This is a genomic window from Flavobacterium johnsoniae UW101, from assembly GCF_000016645.1.
GTDB classification, from domain to species: Bacteria; Bacteroidota; Bacteroidia; order Flavobacteriales; family Flavobacteriaceae; genus Flavobacterium; species Flavobacterium johnsoniae.
In genome coordinates this window covers 1,121,918-1,137,550 of the sequence record NC_009441.1, presented here as the reverse complement: position 1 = coordinate 1,137,550, position 15,633 = coordinate 1,121,918, and the positions used below count along the sequence as shown (strand labels likewise).

Genomic DNA, 15,633 nt, shown 5'->3' with positions numbered 1-15,633 from the left:
GAATTAACTATAAAAACATTATGTAAAATAGAAATTATGAAAAAGCTTATATACATTGCATTACTTATTTTTTCTGTCACAAATATTTCGGGTCAGGAACTTAAAAAAGAATATCAAAAATTCATTCAAGTTTTCATTGATAATGTACAAGTGGACAAGAAAGAAGAAATTGCAAAGATAATTTCGTATCCGTTAAAGAGAGATACTCCAATTCCATCAATCAAAAATAAAGCGGAATTTATTAAGAGATATTCAGAAATTTTTGATGCCGCTTTGAAGAAAGAAATAACATCGTCTAAAGCCGATAAAGACTGGACAGAAATGGGATGGCGCGGTATTATGCTAAATCAGGGAACAATTTGGTTTGATGAAGAAGGTCGTTTAATTAGCATTAATTATCAATCCAAATTTGAAAGCGATTTGAAAAACAAACTGATAGGTTCTGAGAAAACTAAAGTACATGCGTCTATATCTAAATTTAAAGAACCCGTTTATGTTTTAGAAACTTCTAAATTCAGGATCAGAATTGATGATTTAGGCAATAATAACTTTCGTTATGCTTCATGGTCTATCAAACAAAAAATGAATGAAAAACCAGATTTAATTATAACTAACGGTAAATGGGTTCAGGATGGAACAGGAGGAAACCATTACATTGAATTTAAAAAAGGAAACTATGTTTATGTATGTGATATCATAGTTTTGGGCGAAAAAAATTCGCCTCCGGCAAGATTAGTTATTACACAAAACGGAAAAGAAATTTTGAATCAAGATGCGAAAATTGTTCCACGTTAAACACAAAAAAAATCCTATTCTTTTCGAATAGGATTTTTTATTTTAATCAAAGAGCTGAAATAGCCTTTTCAAGTTCTTTTTGCTGCGTTATTTGTGTTAATTTAAGTTTTTGAATGTTGAGCTCGTTTTGCTTCGTTTTAATTCTTTGTTTTTGAATTTCTTCATCAGAGATTGAAGTAGTGGTTATTTTATTTTCAATTTTTTGATTTGCGAGTTCCAGTTTGCTTATTTTTTCTTTCGTTGAGTTTAAATTATCTTCAGACTTAACTAAGTTTTTCTTTTTTGTTTCAAGATCTTTCAGCTGTTTTTTTAAATCTGAAATTTTGTTGTCAAGGATTTTATGATTATCGGCAGATATTCTTTTTATCTCATTTTCATAGTTTTGCAATTCAATTTCATGAGTTTTTTGATCTGTATTTATTTGCTGTGCAAAAAAGAACTGAGAGCTCATTAGTGACAGTATAACTGCCAATGTTTTTAAAGTTACTTTCATTTTTTAAAGGTTTAATTAAAAAACTAAATTATCAGATGTAGTTTTTTAAAAAGCCCCGATAAAATTTTTAAAGCAGCAGAATAGGACAAAAAAAATCCTATTCAAACGAATAGGATTTTTAAAGATTTATAGATTTTCAACGAGAATCCAGGCATCTGGATTTTCACCTTTTTGAATTTCTTTTTGAGCTTTTTCAGCTTCGGCCATTGTAGCATAACTTCCGTATAAAACCGGAAATAAACCATGTTTGTTTTCACCAAGCATTCTGGCGCTGTATCCGTCTTTAATTAACTGGTTATAAGCTTTTCTTGCATTAGCTTCGCTTCTAAACGCGCCAGCCATAATGTGATACGGCATTAATTTTTCGGCAGTTTCTACTTTTGCAGAATCTACTAACGTTACTGCTGGCAGCGGGTTTTGAATAACAAAAGTTGCTTCCTGAATTTTGTTCTGAACTTTTTTCTGAACATTTCCTTCTACCACAAGGGTTTGAGCAGCAATTTGATTTTGGTATAATGGATATCCTATACTTCCAGTTATTCCAAGTCCAAGAACAAATATTGCAGCATATCTTAAGAATGGTCTTGAAGATCTAACTTCTTCATTTTCATATAATGAAATTGGTTCTTTTTCTGAAATCTGTTCGATTGTTTTCTCAAAAATTTCTCTTTTAACCAACGGAGAAACAAACGGGCTCAATCCAAAAGATGTTGCCAGATAGTTCATTTGCTCATTTGGTGTAAATATGATATTGCTTTCAGAATTAAGACGAAGATCTCCAATATTTTTAAGACTTATAACGCCGTTTTCTTCAAGAGTTTGTCTCCAGTTTTGTACTTCATAAGCAATACCATTTACCGCTGCTCCGTAAGATATATTCTCTGCCTGAGCAACATGATTTGCCAATAATCCGTCGTTGTTTTTTAAACGGCTGTTGAAAAAGATTGTTTTCTTGGGTGGAAAAAACGAATTTGTACTTTCATTCAGTTGAGCTGAGTGAATTTCCGTTAAAAATGCTCCAAATCCAGGAACCGTTACACACTGATAACGATACAATAACTGCGCGATGTAAGTTTCGATTTTCATAGTAACAAAGTTAGGTAATGAATATAGTTATCAAAATTTTATTCACAATTTTTATTAACAATTGGAATTTTTTTATAGATAATTAATTTTCAATATTTTAATATTTAGGTTATCAGCAATATTAAATTTTGTTTATTATAAAATAATGTTTTTATTAAGAAATTACTTTGTTTTTATCATATTTGCAATACTTTTTGAGTTTAGTTTTTAGCTCTATTTTACATAATATTTTAAAGAGATGTCAGATCAGGAATTGTTTTATTTATTAGCCTTACTTAAAGTAGATGGAGTTGGAGATATAATGGCTAAAAAATTGCTGGTAAATTGCAGTAAAGCTGAAGATGTTTTTAAAACCAAAACAAATCAACTTGCTGCTATAGATGGAGTTGGTTCAGTCTTATTAAAAAACCTGAAAGACAAAAGTATTTTTGAGAAAGCGAACCAAGAACTTGAGTTTATAAGAAAAAATAATATTACGGTTTCTTATTTTCAGGAAGAAAATTATCCAGATCGGTTAAAACATTGTTTAGATTCTCCTGTCTTACTTTTTTCGGGCGGTAATATAAATCTAAAAAACAAAAAAATTATAAGTATTGTTGGTACACGACAGATAACATCTTATGGCATAGAATTCTGCCGAAAACTTATAGAAGATTTGATACCCTTAGATCCAGTAATTGTAAGCGGTTTTGCTTATGGGGTTGATATTGTTGCGCATCAGTTTGCTATGGATTATAATTTGCAGACTATTGGCGTTCTGGCACATGGTTTAAATCAGGTTTATCCAAAAACGCATAAAAAGTATATGGCGAAAATGGAAGGAAACGGAGGTTTTATAACCGAATTTTGGAGTTCATCAAATCCTGATAAAGAAAATTTTGTGAAAAGAAATCGCATTGTGGCCGGCATCAGCGAAGCCACAATTGTAATTGAATCTGCAGATAAAGGCGGATCACTCATAACTGCCAATTTAGCAAATGATTATAATCGTGATGTTTTTGCAGTTCCAGGCAGAGTAACAGATAGATACAGCCAAGGGTGCAATGATTTAATTAAAACCCAAAAAGCCAATGTTTTAACTAGTGCGGCTGATTTGATTTATGTTTTGAATTGGGATTTAGAAAAGAAACCCAAAGTGATTCAACAACAATTGTTTATCGATCTCAATCCTGACGAACAAAAGATTTATGATTTTCTTTTAAAAAATGGAAAAGAACTTCTAGATATTATCGCTTTGGAATGCGATTTGCCGATTTTCAAGATCTCCGGAACTCTTCTAAATATGGAACTAAAAGGCATTATAAGGCCTTTGCCTGGAAAAATGTTTGAGGTTGTTTAAAAAAGAATTAAGATTTAGGATAATATTTCGAAATTTCAATAGAAAAAAGAACACTCGAAATCTTCCATTGTCCATTAATTTTGACTAGCTGCCAATATTCATTACCCCAATTTGTCATCGAATCTTCTGACCAAAAACTGTAATCAAATGTTACGCTGGCAATGGCATCATCATTTTGAATTACTATGTTTTCGAACTTTTCCTCGCTTTTTTTATTTCGTAGAATACTTTGTATAAATGAAGTATAAGTGCTTGTAAAATAATTTTTTACGATTGATGGATTAACTTCGATTCTTTTGGCTTGACTTTTTTCTTTAATTACACCAATCCAGTTAACGTTTCCTTCAAAAAATAAACTATTAAAAGTTACAGAATCCTTTTTTACAATACTTTGCATAAAACTGTTTAACAATTGATGTATTTCCTCCTTATCTTTTGATGTTTGTTGTGCAGAAATGAAGTTTAAAGAAACAAATAGTAATAAAATTGTAATGGCTGTTTTCATGTTTTAAGACTTAATTTTTAGTATATAATTTTTAATTTTTGAAGAAGGATTTTCAATTAAATGTTTGATAAAATAACTGATTATGATACAGTTAATAAAACAAATTAGTAAAGTGATTTGTCCGTCTTTTTCAATATTTAATTTTTCTAATGCCATTTGTGTTAAGTGTATAATTCCTTTGTGCGTGAGATAAATAGAAAAAGAAAGTGATGCCAGCCGAGCAGATAAAATAGATTTTGAATGGTATAAAAAACAAGATTTTGAAACAGCCGACATTACAATTAATCCAAAGCCAATTGAAACTAATGTAAATCCAATTATAGAAGCTGATTGTGAAGTTTGATTGGAACAAATCCAAAACGAAAATGAAACAACTACTAATCCAGATAAGAATAATAGATTGCCATTTGAATTAATGAATTTTTTAAAGCATCTGGAATATTCATAAAAATATGCAATACCAATTCCTGTTAGTAAACCGTCTAATCTTGTGTAGGTTGGATAATAGATTTTCATGTACCAAATTCTCCATACATTCTCCGTATTTTGGTTTGGAACTATGAATAACTCCCATGAAATTATTCTCAAAAGAATAGTTAAGAACAATAGAGAAAACAGAAAATATTTTATTGTATATACTTTTTGGAATTTTACAAACAGCAGTAGAAATAATGGAAAAAGAAAATAAAACTGTTCCTCAATACATAGTGACCACGCATGAGAAAAGGTTCCAAAGTGGAGTAGGTCAAGTTCAATGTTTTGAGTAAAAGTGATAAATTTCCAAAATGAAGGCAAAGCTTCTCTTTCTCTAAAAAGAGGAAAGCCAAAATATAAAATTAAGGTTAATGCGTATGGAGGAATGATTCTAAAAAAGCGTTTGATATAAAACTCTTTTAAGCAAATTTTATTTGAGAATTTGAGTTGTTCAAAAAGCTGTTTTGAAATTAGAAATCCACTAAGAACAAAAAACAAATCTACCCCAGTCCAGCCAAATTGACCATATTTGTCTACCCATTCTGGATGAGCAAACATGCGATAATGATACACCAAAACCATTATAATCGCTAAAGTGCGTAAATGATCAAGGCCAAGAAATTTTTCTGTTGTTGGAGAGTTCATTTTTTTTCTGCAAAACTAGAGCAGACTTTCTTCTGTTTTTTGAACGGTATTTGTAAAGCTTACTTTGATGTTTGAATAACTTAATTTCATATTTCAACGACGCTTCTTGTCGTTCATCATTAAATTTAAGCCGTTTACCATCAACTTATAAAAAATGGAATTTGATTGTCTATTTTTGGATTATGATAAAATGTAGTTTAAATAATAATGCAAAGCAAAGTACTGTATTTCAGTTGTTTTTCTGGATTTTGTTTTTCTTAATCGGCGAAGCCAAAATTTATGCTGAATACAGACAGCCGCTTTTTTCTATGAATATTCCGTATGATTTGTGCCATTTGATTTTTCAAGTCTTAAGTGCCAATTTCATATATTTCATTTTGATAAAAAGGGTATTTTATAAAAAGCATTATTTTCAATTTGTCGTTTTTTTAGTCACTAGTATTTATTTGTTTTCAGTTTCAAACAGAGTTTTTGCTATTTACATAGCCGAACCTTTTTTTAGTAATGAACCGCAGGACGATTTGTTAAGTATTTTTACAGATTTGGATTATCTGTTTTGTTATTATGTGATTCCAATTGCGACTGCTTCTTTTGTTTTTGTTTCTGTAGCATTTATGTTCGATTTAAGGAACGAAAAACAATATTCTGTAGAAATACTCAAAGAAAAGGCAGAATTAGAATTAAAGGCCTTAAAAACGCAATTAAATCCACATTTTTTATTCAACACGCTGAACAATATTTATTCGCTGTCGATTATTGATTCTGAAAAAACGTCAGAATCAATAAGCCGTCTTTCAAACATTTTGGATTATATTTTATATAAAGGCCATAATAAATTAATTTCTATCTCAGATGAGTTGAAGGTAATTCACGATTACATCGAATTAGAGAAATTACGTTACGATTCAAGGCTAGAACTTATTATTACAGAACAAATTAAAAATCAGAATTTTGTCCCGCCTTTATTGTTTTTATCTTTGGTAGAAAATGCTTTTAAACATGGCGCAGGAAGTATTTCTGGAAAAATTTTCATTTCAGTTTTTATCGAAACTGATGCTGTAAAGACAGTTTTTAAAATTGAAAATTCTTTTGTTCCTAAAGAAATTAATAATGAAAAGAGTATGGGTTTAAAGATAATCCAGCAACAATTAAAAATTATTTATGGAAATCTGAGTTCCTATTTAGTTAAAAATGAAGATAATCGCTTTATTGTAGAAATAATAATTCCGGCCAATGAAAATTGATTGTATTATAGTTGATGATGAACCGCTTGCAATTAAGCTTTTAGAAAATCATATCTCTAAAATTGAAGAGCTGCGATTGGTTGGTACGGCCGGAAATGCATTAGAGGCTTATAAGCTCACTAAGTTAAAAACTGTTGATCTAATTTTTTTAGATATTCAAATGCCGGACTTAACCGGAATAGATTTTCTAAAATCATTAAAAAACAAGCCAAAAACCATTTTTACCACTGCATACAGAGAATTTGCTGTTGAAGGTTTTGAACTTGAAGCGGTAGATTATATTTTGAAACCCATAACTTTTGATCGTTTTTTTAAAGCTGTAGAACGTGTTTTAAGACATGACTCTGATTATGTAAAAGAAGACTTTCTTATGTTGAAGTCAAATGGTCTGCAATATAAAATTAACCTGAAATCTATTTTGTTTTTTGAAAGTCAGGGAAATAACGTTAAGGTAGTTTTAAAGAATGAAAAGCCTCTTATTGTGAAGTACAAATTAAGTGATTTAGAGAATGACTTAAGCTCACTTGGTTTTGTTCGGATTCACAGATCTTTTATAGTTAACTCAAAAGAAATAAATGCTTTAGGAAATACTGAGCTCATTATTGAAAACTTTTCTGTACCCGTTGGAAGAAGCTATAAGTCAAATTACGAAGAGTTGAAAAGAAAACATTCTATATAGTTTACTATGAGAGTTATTTATATATTTAACGAGTAATTTCTGTTATTTGTTTTTGTTTCTAAAATGTTTAAATAAGCGATACAATACATAGATAATCAATATTCCAAAAGCAATATTTAGTATCTGAAAAAGATAAGGAGGAATGTCGTAGTCTTCAATATATTTATTCATTTTAAGCAGGTATTAAATTATAAATAATTAGTTTATATGAAGTTACAAAAAAATATATAAAAAAAACCTCTTGTATTAACAAGAGGTTTGATATGGTGTTTGAATTTGTTTTTATTTTCCAAATCCTAGTTTCTCACGAACTCTTTGCAGAACTCCGTCAGCAACTGCAGAAGCTTTGGCAGCACCTTTTTTCAATAAGGCATCAACTTCATCAAGATTGTTTATATAGTAATTATATCTTTCTCTTTCTGTTTTGAATTTTTCTGTAATCAATTCAAAAATAGCTTGTTTTGCGTGGCCATAACCATAATTTCCGCCTAAATAATTCGCTCTCATTTCTGCAATTTGAGCTTCATCTGCCATTAAAGAATAAATAGCAAAAGCATTGCAGGTATCAGGATTTTTTGGAGCTTCAAGCGGTGTACTATCCGTTTCAATGCTCATAATCTGTTTGCGCAAAGCTTTATCATCAAGGAAAATGTTGATGTAATTATTAGCAGATTTACTCATTTTTCCTCCATTTGTTCCTGGAATCAATTTGCTGTCTTCCTGAATTTTAGCTTCTGGAAGTACAAAAGTTTCACCCATTTGGTGGTTGAATCTTGAGGCTACATCACGGGTAATTTCTATATGCTGTAATTGATCTTTTCCAACAGGAACAAATTCTGCATCATACAATAAAATATCAGCAGCCATCAACATTGGATAAGTAAAAAGTCCGGCGTTAACATCGTCTAAACGATCGGCTTTGTCTTTGAAAGAATGTGCCAAAGTTAAACGCTGAAACGGGAAAAAGCAGCTTAAATACCAGGTTAATTCAGTTGTTTGAACTACATCTGACTGTCTGTAAAAAGTTACACGGTCAATATCTAATCCAAAAGCAAGCCATGCAGCAGCCACACTAAAGGTATTTTCTCTTAATGTTTTACCATCTTTGATTTGTGTAATCGAATGTAAATCAGCAATAAACAAAAATGATTCGTTTGCCGGATTATTCGATAACTCAATTGCAGGGATGATAGCTCCCAATAGATTTCCTAAGTGAGGCGTTCCAGTACTCTGAACACCAGTAAGTATTTTTGCCATTCTAGTTTTTTTCTTAACCGCAAATATTGCAAGTTTAATTTTAACCGCAAAGTTCGCAAAGTTTATTTTTAATTTAACTGCAAAGTTCGCAAAGTTTATTGGAATGTAAATTCTTTTATAAAATTCACTTCGGTTTTCTTACATTTGAAACCATGAAAATATTGAAAATTGCTTTTTGGATTATCTGGCGCGTTTGGTTTTACGTTTTAATGGCGGTTCCAATACTTATTATGCTGCCGTTACTGCTTATTTCTATCATCTCTGAGAGAGGATATCCATATTTCTTTAAAATGGCCCGCATTTGGGCTAAATTCATTCTGTACGGAATGGGTTTTTATTATAAAGTAAAACGCGAACAAAAACTGATCAAGGGAAAAAGCTACATGATCGTTGCCAATCATACATCAATGACTGACATTATGCTGATGCTGGCAATTATTAAAAATCCGTTTGTTTTTGTTGGAAAAAAAGAACTTGTAAAGATTCCGTTGTTTGGATTTTTCTATAAAAGAACCTGTATTTTGGTTGACAGAAATTCATCAAAAAGTAAAAATGAGGTTTTTAAAAGGGCTCAAAGCCGTTTAAATCAAGGTTTAAGTATTTGTATTTTTCCTGAAGGCGGCGTTCCGGATGATGAATCGATTTTGCTGGATGAGTTTAAAGATGGTGCTTTCAGACTTGCCATAGACCATCAAATTCCAATTGTGCCTATTGTATTTCCTGATAATAAAGACCGTTTTCCTTATAGGTTTTTAAGCGGCAGTCTTGGAAAAATGCGCAGCAAAATTCTGCCTTTCGTAGAGACAAGCGGACTTGCATCTGATAACAGAAAAGAGCTTAGAGATACAGTCAGAGAAATGATTTATAAAGGTTTACTCGAATTTAAAAAGAAAGATTTAAAAGAGTAATTTAAAATACAAACCCGGCAAAATATAAAAAATTGCCGGGTTTTCTTTTGAATAAAAACCCCCGTTTATAATTCAAAAAGTTTATCGGTGTATTATTTTTTCTGAGATGAATCGTAATACTTTTTTAAATTTTAATTTGGTTTTTCTGCGGTTTTTATTGAACAACACTTCTATTCTCTCTTTCATGATTAAGTATTTATAGGGTTGATAATAAAGAGTTTATTAAACTCAAGTTAATGTCACATATTACTAAGAGCGTCAAAAATGAAAAAGGTTGCGTCGAAAGAAGAAAATTCTTTAAAATAATTAGTAAAAAATCCGTTAGTTCTTGGATACTAACGGATTTTTACTGAATCAACCAACCAAATTTATTCTAAAAAAACGACGAATTGGTATTTATGGCCCATACCAAAAACAAATCGTATGTCTGTTTAATAGATGAGTTTGTTTTAAAAAGGTTGCGTTGATTTCTAATTTTATTTTCAAAATAAAAAACCCGGACTTTTATAAGTCCGGGTTTTTATATGTAAAGTATTAATTTTAAAAGATTAAGCGTTTGCTAATTCTTTCATATGAGCTTTTATTTTTTCTTCTAATTCGTCAGCTAATTCTGGATTATCTTTAATTAGAGCTTTTACAGCATCACGTCCTTGACCTAATTTTGTATCGCCATAGCTAAACCAAGATCCTGCTTTTTTAACGATATCAAATTCAACCGCTAAGTCAAGAATTTCACCGGTTTTAGAAACTCCTTCTCCGTACATAATGTCGAACTCGGCTGTTTTAAAAGGCGGTGCCACTTTGTTTTTAACGATTTTTACTTTAGTTCTGTTACCAATTACGTTTTCACCGTCTTTAATTTGAGCAGAACGACGAATATCTAAACGTACAGAAGCGTAGAATTTCAATGCATTACCTCCGGTTGTTGTTTCAGGATTCCCAAACATAACACCAATTTTTTCACGCAGCTGGTTAATAAAGAAAACAGTACAATTTGTTTTACTGATAGTTCCGGTAAGTTTTCTTAAAGCTTGAGACATTAAACGTGCATGAAGACCCATTTTAGAATCTCCCATTTCACCTTCAATCTCGCTTTTTGGTGTCAATGCAGCTACAGAGTCAATTACAACAATGTCTATAGCTCCAGAACGAATTAGGTTTTCGGCAATTTCTAAAGCTTGCTCACCATTGTCTGGCTGTGATATAATTAAGTTCTCGATATCAACATTTAATTTTTCAGCATAGTTTCTGTCAAATGCATGCTCAGCATCAATAAATGCTGCAATTCCACCCGCTTTTTGTGCTTCGGCAATAGCATGTAATGTCAATGTGGTTTTACCAGATGATTCCGGCCCGTATATTTCAATAATTCTTCCTTTTGGATATCCATTTACCCCAAGAGCTAAATCAACACCAAGTGAGCCAGAAGAAATCGTTTCTACCTCCACAATGGCTCTGTCGCCCATTTTCATTACGGTTCCTTTTCCGTAGGTTTTGTCAAGTTTATCAAGCGTTAGTTGTAACGCTTTTAATTTGGCTTCTTTGTCTGAACTCATCTTTTCTTAAATTATCTAAAATTGTTATTTTTCTTTCCGGTTAAAATTCAAAAAAAATGCTTCTTTTAAATTTTACAGGTCAGGCTTATAATTTGTAAAATTACTTCTTTTTTTGAAGTTTGATTGTTCCAAATTGTCACAATTTAACTATAAAAATAAAGCTTTTAATTCTGTTGCATCAGAAGGTTTTATTTTTCCGGCAAGCAGTAAACTCAGCTGTTTACGACGCAGAGCAGCGTCAAAACGCTGTATTTCAATTTCTGTTTCCGGTACAATTGGCGGTACTTCGACAGGTCTTCCGGTATCATCTACAGCTACAAAAGTATAAATTGCTTCGTTTGCTTTTGTTCTGTTTCCAGATTCGCGGTCTTCTACCCAAACGTCTATAAAAACTTCCATTGAACTTTTGAAGGATCTTGAAACTTTTGCTTCGACAGTAACTACGCTTCCAAGCGAAATGGCTCTGTTAAAAGCCACGTGATTTACAGATGCCGTAACTACAATTCGGCGGGAATGTCTGCGTGCTGCAATACTTGCTGCACGATCCATTCGGGCTAATAATTCGCCTCCGAAAAGATTGTTTAAAGGATTAGTCTCGCTCGGTAAAACTAAATCAGTTAATATAGTTAGGGACTCTGAAGGATGTTTTGGATTCATTTTTTTAATGTGAAAATTTAAAATAATTACGGTTGATTAATTCAACCAGTTTACTACCATTACGGCAGGAATGAAATATATAACAATGGTTCTCGCACCATCATAATCTTTGGCTAATCGTTGTCCGAAAAGCATCATTAACAAACAGATACATGAAAAAATTCCGGCATAAAAACCATACTCACGACCACTGTTTGTTAGTAATTGTATGGCTCCGACAACACTTAAAATTCCGGAAATTAATTCTAAAATTAATAAATGAAGTAAAGCAAGAGGAACTTGATTTTTTAATGGCGTTTTGGCAAAATGTTCTTTAAGCCAGGCTACATTATCTTTCCAGTAAAAAATCTTTTCGTAGCCTGATTGTAAAAATGTTAAGGCTAAAAATGCCAGTGATAAAATTGAGGCAACATTATTCATTTGAGGACTATTTTTTATGAATTAAACGAGTCAGTTTTATAGATAAATCGGTTAGGATTATTTTTGCATTTCCGTTTCTTTCAATGTGATACATGGCATCTGAAAGTTCTTTGAAAATTTCGTGAATGTTATTTCCGTTTACAAAAGGAGCAAAATTTTCGAGTTTAAATTTGTCGACTTTTGGTTCTATGTAAACTAAACTTGGCGTTTGATAATTCAGTAAAAGTGCCTGTCTGAACATTTCGATACAGAACTGAATAAACTTTTTCTGGCTTTCACGTCCAAGTCCAGCAATTTCTTCGCTCCATGAAATTAAATCCTGAATTGCCGCTGCATTTCCTTTTGCTCTAAAAGCAGCGCGGACCCAATTGACAAACCACTGTTCAAAAGGATATTCAGAATCATCTTCTTTTAACAAATGCATTGCTTTATTGAAATTTCCCTGTGCCTGATGAGCGATTTTTTTAGCGAAATTAGAATCGATATTTTCTCTGGAAACCAATGCTTCGGCAATAACTTTTTCCGGAAGTCCGTTAAAGTGAATTACCTGACAGCGAGAACGTATGGTTTGTATAATATCTTCTTCATTTTCAGAAATCAGAATAAAAATGGTTTTATCTGATGGTTCTTCAAGAAGCTTTAAAAGTTTGTTTGAAGCTGCAATATTCATTTTATCTGCCATCCAGATAATCATGATTTTATAACCGCCTTCATACGACTTTAGCGAAAGTGACTTTAAAACTTCCTGTGCATCTTCGACTCTGATTTCGCCCTGCTTGTTTTGAACGCCCAGAATTTTATACCAGTCAAATAAACCGCCGTAAGGCATTTCCTGAATAAATGTTCGCCAATCCTGAATAAAGTCTAAACTTTTTGGTTTGGTTTTTACATCTTCGGTAGTAACTGTTGGGTAAATAAAATGCAGGTCGGGATGCGAAAGATTTTGAAACTTTAAATTACAGGAGTCGTTTCCGTTTTCATTTTCGTTTCCGGTATTATTGCATAAAATATATTGCGCATAGGCAATTGCAGTAGAAAGTGTACCGCTTCCTTCGGGTCCAATGAATAATTGTGCATGCGGAATTCGTCCGGAAGATGCACTTTTTATTAAGTGGCTTTTGATATAATCCTGACCTAAAATTTGAGAAAATTGCATGAAGCAAAGATAGAAGAAAATGATGTAGTCAAAAATTTTAGATTAAAAGATTATCGGCTGGATTTGATTTATGAGATTATGATTGATTTTTGCTAAAAATTTTGCTGTATGTTAACCAGCTTTTGTTAATAAATTACTTCACGCGAGTGGATATCAAGACTTTTTTGTTAATATTTTTTTGCTGAAAACGATAATCGTACGTTTTTTTTAGCTATTTATTAGTTCAAAACGCTGTTTTTTTATAGGTAATATCTTATGCTTTGCGTTTTAACAATTTTAACAAAAAGCCCGTTAAAACGCACATTTTCTCGACATAAGACTGATTTTTAAGGTTTTTTTAAGGTTTTTTTTTGAAAAAAAAAATCAATAAAGTTGCAATTTAAGTTAATTTCTATATTTTTGTTTGCATCAACAACCAATTATATAATAAGAATTTATGAAAGGGAAAATTATTTTATTTAGTGCATTTTTAATCATGACAACTGCAGCTGTTTCGGCTCAGGCAAAGAATGCTCCAAGAAGTATTATTAGTACAACAGCTCTTATTCGTAAATACCATGATCAAAAAGAATTGAGCGGTATGCAAAAAGGAGAACTTTTGGAATTGTACATCGAACGAATTAAAGTATTAGTAAAAACTCTCCCTTACATTGCTTTGGTTACTAAACCAGGTGTTACGATGGCAGACTTAGGTATTCCAGACGATAACGAACACAAAAAAGTTTTAGATGCTCAGGCAGTTGGTACTTCAACTTTCTTAGATACTACAGTTGAGTTTCAAAGAAAAATGATGCCTTACTCTGATAAAGGAAACCTTATTGCGGCAATCTTATTTTACGAAAACACATTAAAATCTTTACACGAGTTCAATGAATTGAACGAAATGTAATTAAAAAATATTTTTTAAAACCTTTTTCGGATTGTTTACGTAGATGCATAAAATTTCTGCGTTATTTCGAAAAAGAAATCATCATCAACTCGTTCTCGTTGTATTCTGAAATTTTATTAGAAAACACGAGGGGAGTTTTTGTATTTACGCATACCCAAATTTATTATTAACCTAATACACATTGATCATGAAAAAAATTACTCAAATGATCTGCGTTCTTTTGACTGTTGCGAGTATGAATGCTCAACAAGAAAAAGGAATTATGGGCTACACAAACTGGTTAAACAACTGGACAGAATTTAAGCCTAACAAAGTAGAGTATGGAGAAGCAAATCAAATTTTAGCAGGAAACATTTCTGTTAATACAAAGTTGCTTAAGAGAAACATTTACGTACTTCAAGGTAATGTTTATGTTACTAACAATGCAGTTTTAACAATTGAACCGGGAACATTAATTATTGGTGATTTCGAAACAAAAGGAACATTGGTAGTTACAAAAGGTGCACAACTTGTTGCTGATGGTTTAGAAACAGATCCAATCGTATTTACTTCAAACCGCAGCCAGAAAAAAGCTGGAGACTGGGGTGGAATTGTTGTTCTTGGAGATGCTCCAATTAACAAATTTGGAAACGTAGGTTCTTACAACATGGATCTTGACCCAACTTTAACTACTTATGGTGGTGACAATGTTGCTTCAAACTCTGGAATTTTAAGATTCGTTAGAATCGAATTCGCTGGTAAAAAAGTAAAAGGTGTTGATACTTTCAACGGTTTGACTTTGGCTGGTGTTGGAAACAAAACTATCCTTGAAAACATTATGGTGAGCTACGCTGGTGGTGACTCATTTGGTTTCTTAGGAGGAGACGTTAATGCTACAAAATTTGTTTCTTATAAATCAATCAATGACGATTACAAATTCTCTCAAGGAGTTCAATGTCGTTTCTACAATTCATTAGCTGTTAGATCTTCTTATTTCTCTAGTACAAAAGACGGTTCTCGTTGTATGGAAGTAAAATCTTATGAGAAAAAGAGCGAAACAGACTTTACTAAAAAACAAACTTTAGTTGTTGCTACTAACATTACAATGCTTAATGACAGTGAAAATATCAATGCTGATATTCAGGCAGGATTGGTAAAAGAAGCTGTATACGTAGCTGAAAATGCTTCTCTTGAAATGAAAAGAAGTGTGATCTCTGGATTTAATCCTGCAGTATTATTAGACAGCAAAACTGAAATCAATGATGCTAACCTTAAAAAAATCAAATTTGAGGAAATGTATTTCAACTTATGTAAAGGAAACATCTTTACTGAATACAATTCTAACAATGAAGATTTAGAGAGCTGGTATGGAAACAGTGTTTTCTTTAATGTTTACTCACAAAGTGATAACAAAGAAACATTCATTGATATGTTCAACCCTAAAAAGCCAGACTACAGATTACAGTTAGGAAAAATTACAGCTTCAAGCGGCAATAGATAAATAAATTTCGATTTTTATTTCGCGTAAATTTTATTAATAAAGTCCCCAGA

Annotated in this window: 16 protein-coding genes; 7 read left to right on the top strand and 9 right to left on the bottom strand. The window is 31.7% G+C overall.

The window, feature by feature from the left end:
- Positions 1-36: 36 nt before the first annotated feature.
- Positions 37-795 carry a hypothetical protein gene (locus FJOH_RS05205; RefSeq protein ID WP_012023084.1) on the top strand — a complete coding sequence of 253 codons (759 nt, stop codon included), beginning with the start codon at positions 37-39 and terminating at the stop codon, positions 793-795.
- A 46-nt stretch (positions 796-841) separates the two neighbouring features.
- On the opposite strand, the gene FJOH_RS05200 is transcribed toward FJOH_RS05205, so the two are convergent.
- Both FJOH_RS05200 and FJOH_RS05195 read right to left on the bottom strand, forming a co-directional pair.
- Positions 842-1,288: a hypothetical protein gene (locus FJOH_RS05200; RefSeq protein ID WP_012023083.1), complete on the bottom strand. Its 447-nt coding sequence runs from the start codon at positions 1,286-1,288 to the stop codon at positions 842-844.
- A gap of 126 nt (positions 1,289-1,414) precedes the next feature.
- Positions 1,415-2,374 carry an HU domain-containing protein gene (locus FJOH_RS05195; RefSeq protein WP_012023082.1) on the bottom strand — a complete coding sequence of 320 codons (960 nt, stop codon included), beginning with the start codon at positions 2,372-2,374 and terminating at the stop codon, positions 1,415-1,417.
- Positions 2,375-2,612: 238 nt separating this feature from the next.
- Here FJOH_RS05195 and dprA point away from each other — a divergent pair, with 238 nt between their 5' ends.
- Positions 2,613-3,713 (top strand): DNA-processing protein DprA, encoded by a 1,101-nt coding sequence (gene dprA, locus FJOH_RS05190; RefSeq protein ID WP_012023081.1) that lies wholly within the window; start codon positions 2,613-2,615, stop codon positions 3,711-3,713.
- A gap of 7 nt (positions 3,714-3,720) precedes the next feature.
- Here the strand turns inward: dprA and FJOH_RS05185 are convergent, their stop codons facing one another.
- On the bottom strand, positions 3,721-4,218 hold the full coding sequence (locus tag FJOH_RS05185; RefSeq protein ID WP_012023080.1) for a nuclear transport factor 2 family protein: 498 nt from the start codon (positions 4,216-4,218) through the stop codon (positions 3,721-3,723).
- A gap of 3 nt (positions 4,219-4,221) precedes the next feature.
- A complete protein-coding gene (locus FJOH_RS05180; RefSeq protein ID WP_012023079.1) occupies positions 4,222-5,337 on the bottom strand; it encodes an acyltransferase family protein in 1,116 nt (371 codons plus the stop codon).
- Between the two features lie 71 nt (positions 5,338-5,408).
- Between FJOH_RS05180 and FJOH_RS05175 the strand changes: the two genes are divergently transcribed.
- The gene (locus FJOH_RS05175) at positions 5,409-6,581 is read left to right on the top strand and encodes a sensor histidine kinase (RefSeq protein ID WP_235022999.1); all 1,173 of its coding nucleotides are present in this window, start codon (positions 5,409-5,411) and stop codon (positions 6,579-6,581) included.
- Positions 6,571-7,260, top strand: coding sequence for a LytR/AlgR family response regulator transcription factor (locus tag FJOH_RS05170; protein WP_012023077.1), 690 nt, complete (start codon positions 6,571-6,573; stop codon positions 7,258-7,260). Before FJOH_RS05175 ends, FJOH_RS05170 begins: the two co-directional genes overlap by 11 nt.
- Positions 7,261-7,542: 282 nt before the next feature.
- Here the strand turns inward: FJOH_RS05170 and trpS are convergent, their stop codons facing one another.
- Complete coding sequence (gene trpS / locus FJOH_RS05165) at positions 7,543-8,517, bottom strand: tryptophan--tRNA ligase (RefSeq protein WP_012023076.1); 975 nt, start codon at positions 8,515-8,517, stop codon at positions 7,543-7,545.
- Between the two features lie 152 nt (positions 8,518-8,669).
- Between trpS and FJOH_RS05160 the strand changes: the two genes are divergently transcribed.
- The gene (locus FJOH_RS05160; protein WP_012023075.1) at positions 8,670-9,425 is read left to right on the top strand and encodes a lysophospholipid acyltransferase family protein; all 756 of its coding nucleotides are present in this window, start codon (positions 8,670-8,672) and stop codon (positions 9,423-9,425) included.
- Between the two features lie 548 nt (positions 9,426-9,973).
- Here the strand turns inward: FJOH_RS05160 and recA are convergent.
- The 4 genes from recA to FJOH_RS05140 form a co-directional block, all read right to left on the bottom strand.
- Positions 9,974-10,981 (bottom strand): recombinase RecA, encoded by a 1,008-nt coding sequence (gene recA / locus FJOH_RS05155; protein WP_012023074.1) that lies wholly within the window; start codon positions 10,979-10,981, stop codon positions 9,974-9,976.
- Between the two features lie 147 nt (positions 10,982-11,128).
- Entirely contained in the window at positions 11,129-11,638 is a 510-nt protein-coding gene (locus tag FJOH_RS05150) for an acyl-CoA thioesterase (RefSeq protein ID WP_012023073.1), read from the bottom strand.
- A 36-nt stretch (positions 11,639-11,674) separates the two neighbouring features.
- Positions 11,675-12,058 (bottom strand): hypothetical protein, encoded by a 384-nt coding sequence (locus FJOH_RS05145; protein ID WP_012023072.1) that lies wholly within the window; start codon positions 12,056-12,058, stop codon positions 11,675-11,677.
- Between the two features lie 7 nt (positions 12,059-12,065).
- Entirely contained in the window at positions 12,066-13,214 is a 1,149-nt protein-coding gene (locus FJOH_RS05140; RefSeq protein WP_012023071.1) for a DNA polymerase III subunit, read from the bottom strand.
- Between the two features lie 436 nt (positions 13,215-13,650).
- Between FJOH_RS05140 and FJOH_RS05135 the strand changes: the two genes are divergently transcribed.
- Entirely contained in the window at positions 13,651-14,103 is a 453-nt protein-coding gene (locus FJOH_RS05135; RefSeq protein ID WP_012023070.1) for a hypothetical protein, read from the top strand.
- Positions 14,104-14,290: 187 nt separating this feature from the next.
- Positions 14,291-15,583 (top strand): hypothetical protein, encoded by a 1,293-nt coding sequence (locus FJOH_RS05130; protein ID WP_012023069.1) that lies wholly within the window; start codon positions 14,291-14,293, stop codon positions 15,581-15,583.
- Positions 15,584-15,633 lie beyond the last annotated feature (50 nt).

Bases quoted from the DNA above. Each gene is read 5' to 3' on its own strand.
- FJOH_RS05205 (WP_012023084.1), top strand. From the start codon at position 37: ATGAAAAAGCTTATATACATTGCATTACTTATTTTTTCTGTCACAAAT.
- FJOH_RS05200 (WP_012023083.1), bottom strand. From the start codon at position 1,288: ATGAAAGTAACTTTAAAAACATTGGCAGTTATACTGTCACTAATGAGC.
- FJOH_RS05195 (WP_012023082.1), bottom strand. From the start codon at position 2,374: ATGAAAATCGAAACTTACATCGCGCAGTTATTGTATCGTTATCAGTGT.
- dprA (WP_012023081.1), top strand. From the start codon at position 2,613: ATGTCAGATCAGGAATTGTTTTATTTATTAGCCTTACTTAAAGTAGAT.
- FJOH_RS05185 (WP_012023080.1), bottom strand. From the start codon at position 4,218: ATGAAAACAGCCATTACAATTTTATTACTATTTGTTTCTTTAAACTTC.
- FJOH_RS05180 (WP_012023079.1), bottom strand. From the start codon at position 5,337: ATGAACTCTCCAACAACAGAAAAATTTCTTGGCCTTGATCATTTACGC.
- FJOH_RS05170 (WP_012023077.1), top strand. From the start codon at position 6,571: ATGAAAATTGATTGTATTATAGTTGATGATGAACCGCTTGCAATTAAG.
- trpS (WP_012023076.1), bottom strand. From the start codon at position 8,517: ATGGCAAAAATACTTACTGGTGTTCAGAGTACTGGAACGCCTCACTTA.
- FJOH_RS05160 (WP_012023075.1), top strand. From the start codon at position 8,670: ATGAAAATATTGAAAATTGCTTTTTGGATTATCTGGCGCGTTTGGTTT.
- recA (WP_012023074.1), bottom strand. From the start codon at position 10,981: ATGAGTTCAGACAAAGAAGCCAAATTAAAAGCGTTACAACTAACGCTT.
- FJOH_RS05150 (WP_012023073.1), bottom strand. From the start codon at position 11,638: ATGAATCCAAAACATCCTTCAGAGTCCCTAACTATATTAACTGATTTA.
- FJOH_RS05145 (WP_012023072.1), bottom strand. From the start codon at position 12,058: ATGAATAATGTTGCCTCAATTTTATCACTGGCATTTTTAGCCTTAACA.
- FJOH_RS05140 (WP_012023071.1), bottom strand. From the start codon at position 13,214: ATGCAATTTTCTCAAATTTTAGGTCAGGATTATATCAAAAGCCACTTA.
- FJOH_RS05135 (WP_012023070.1), top strand. From the start codon at position 13,651: ATGAAAGGGAAAATTATTTTATTTAGTGCATTTTTAATCATGACAACT.
- FJOH_RS05130 (WP_012023069.1), top strand. From the start codon at position 14,291: ATGAAAAAAATTACTCAAATGATCTGCGTTCTTTTGACTGTTGCGAGT.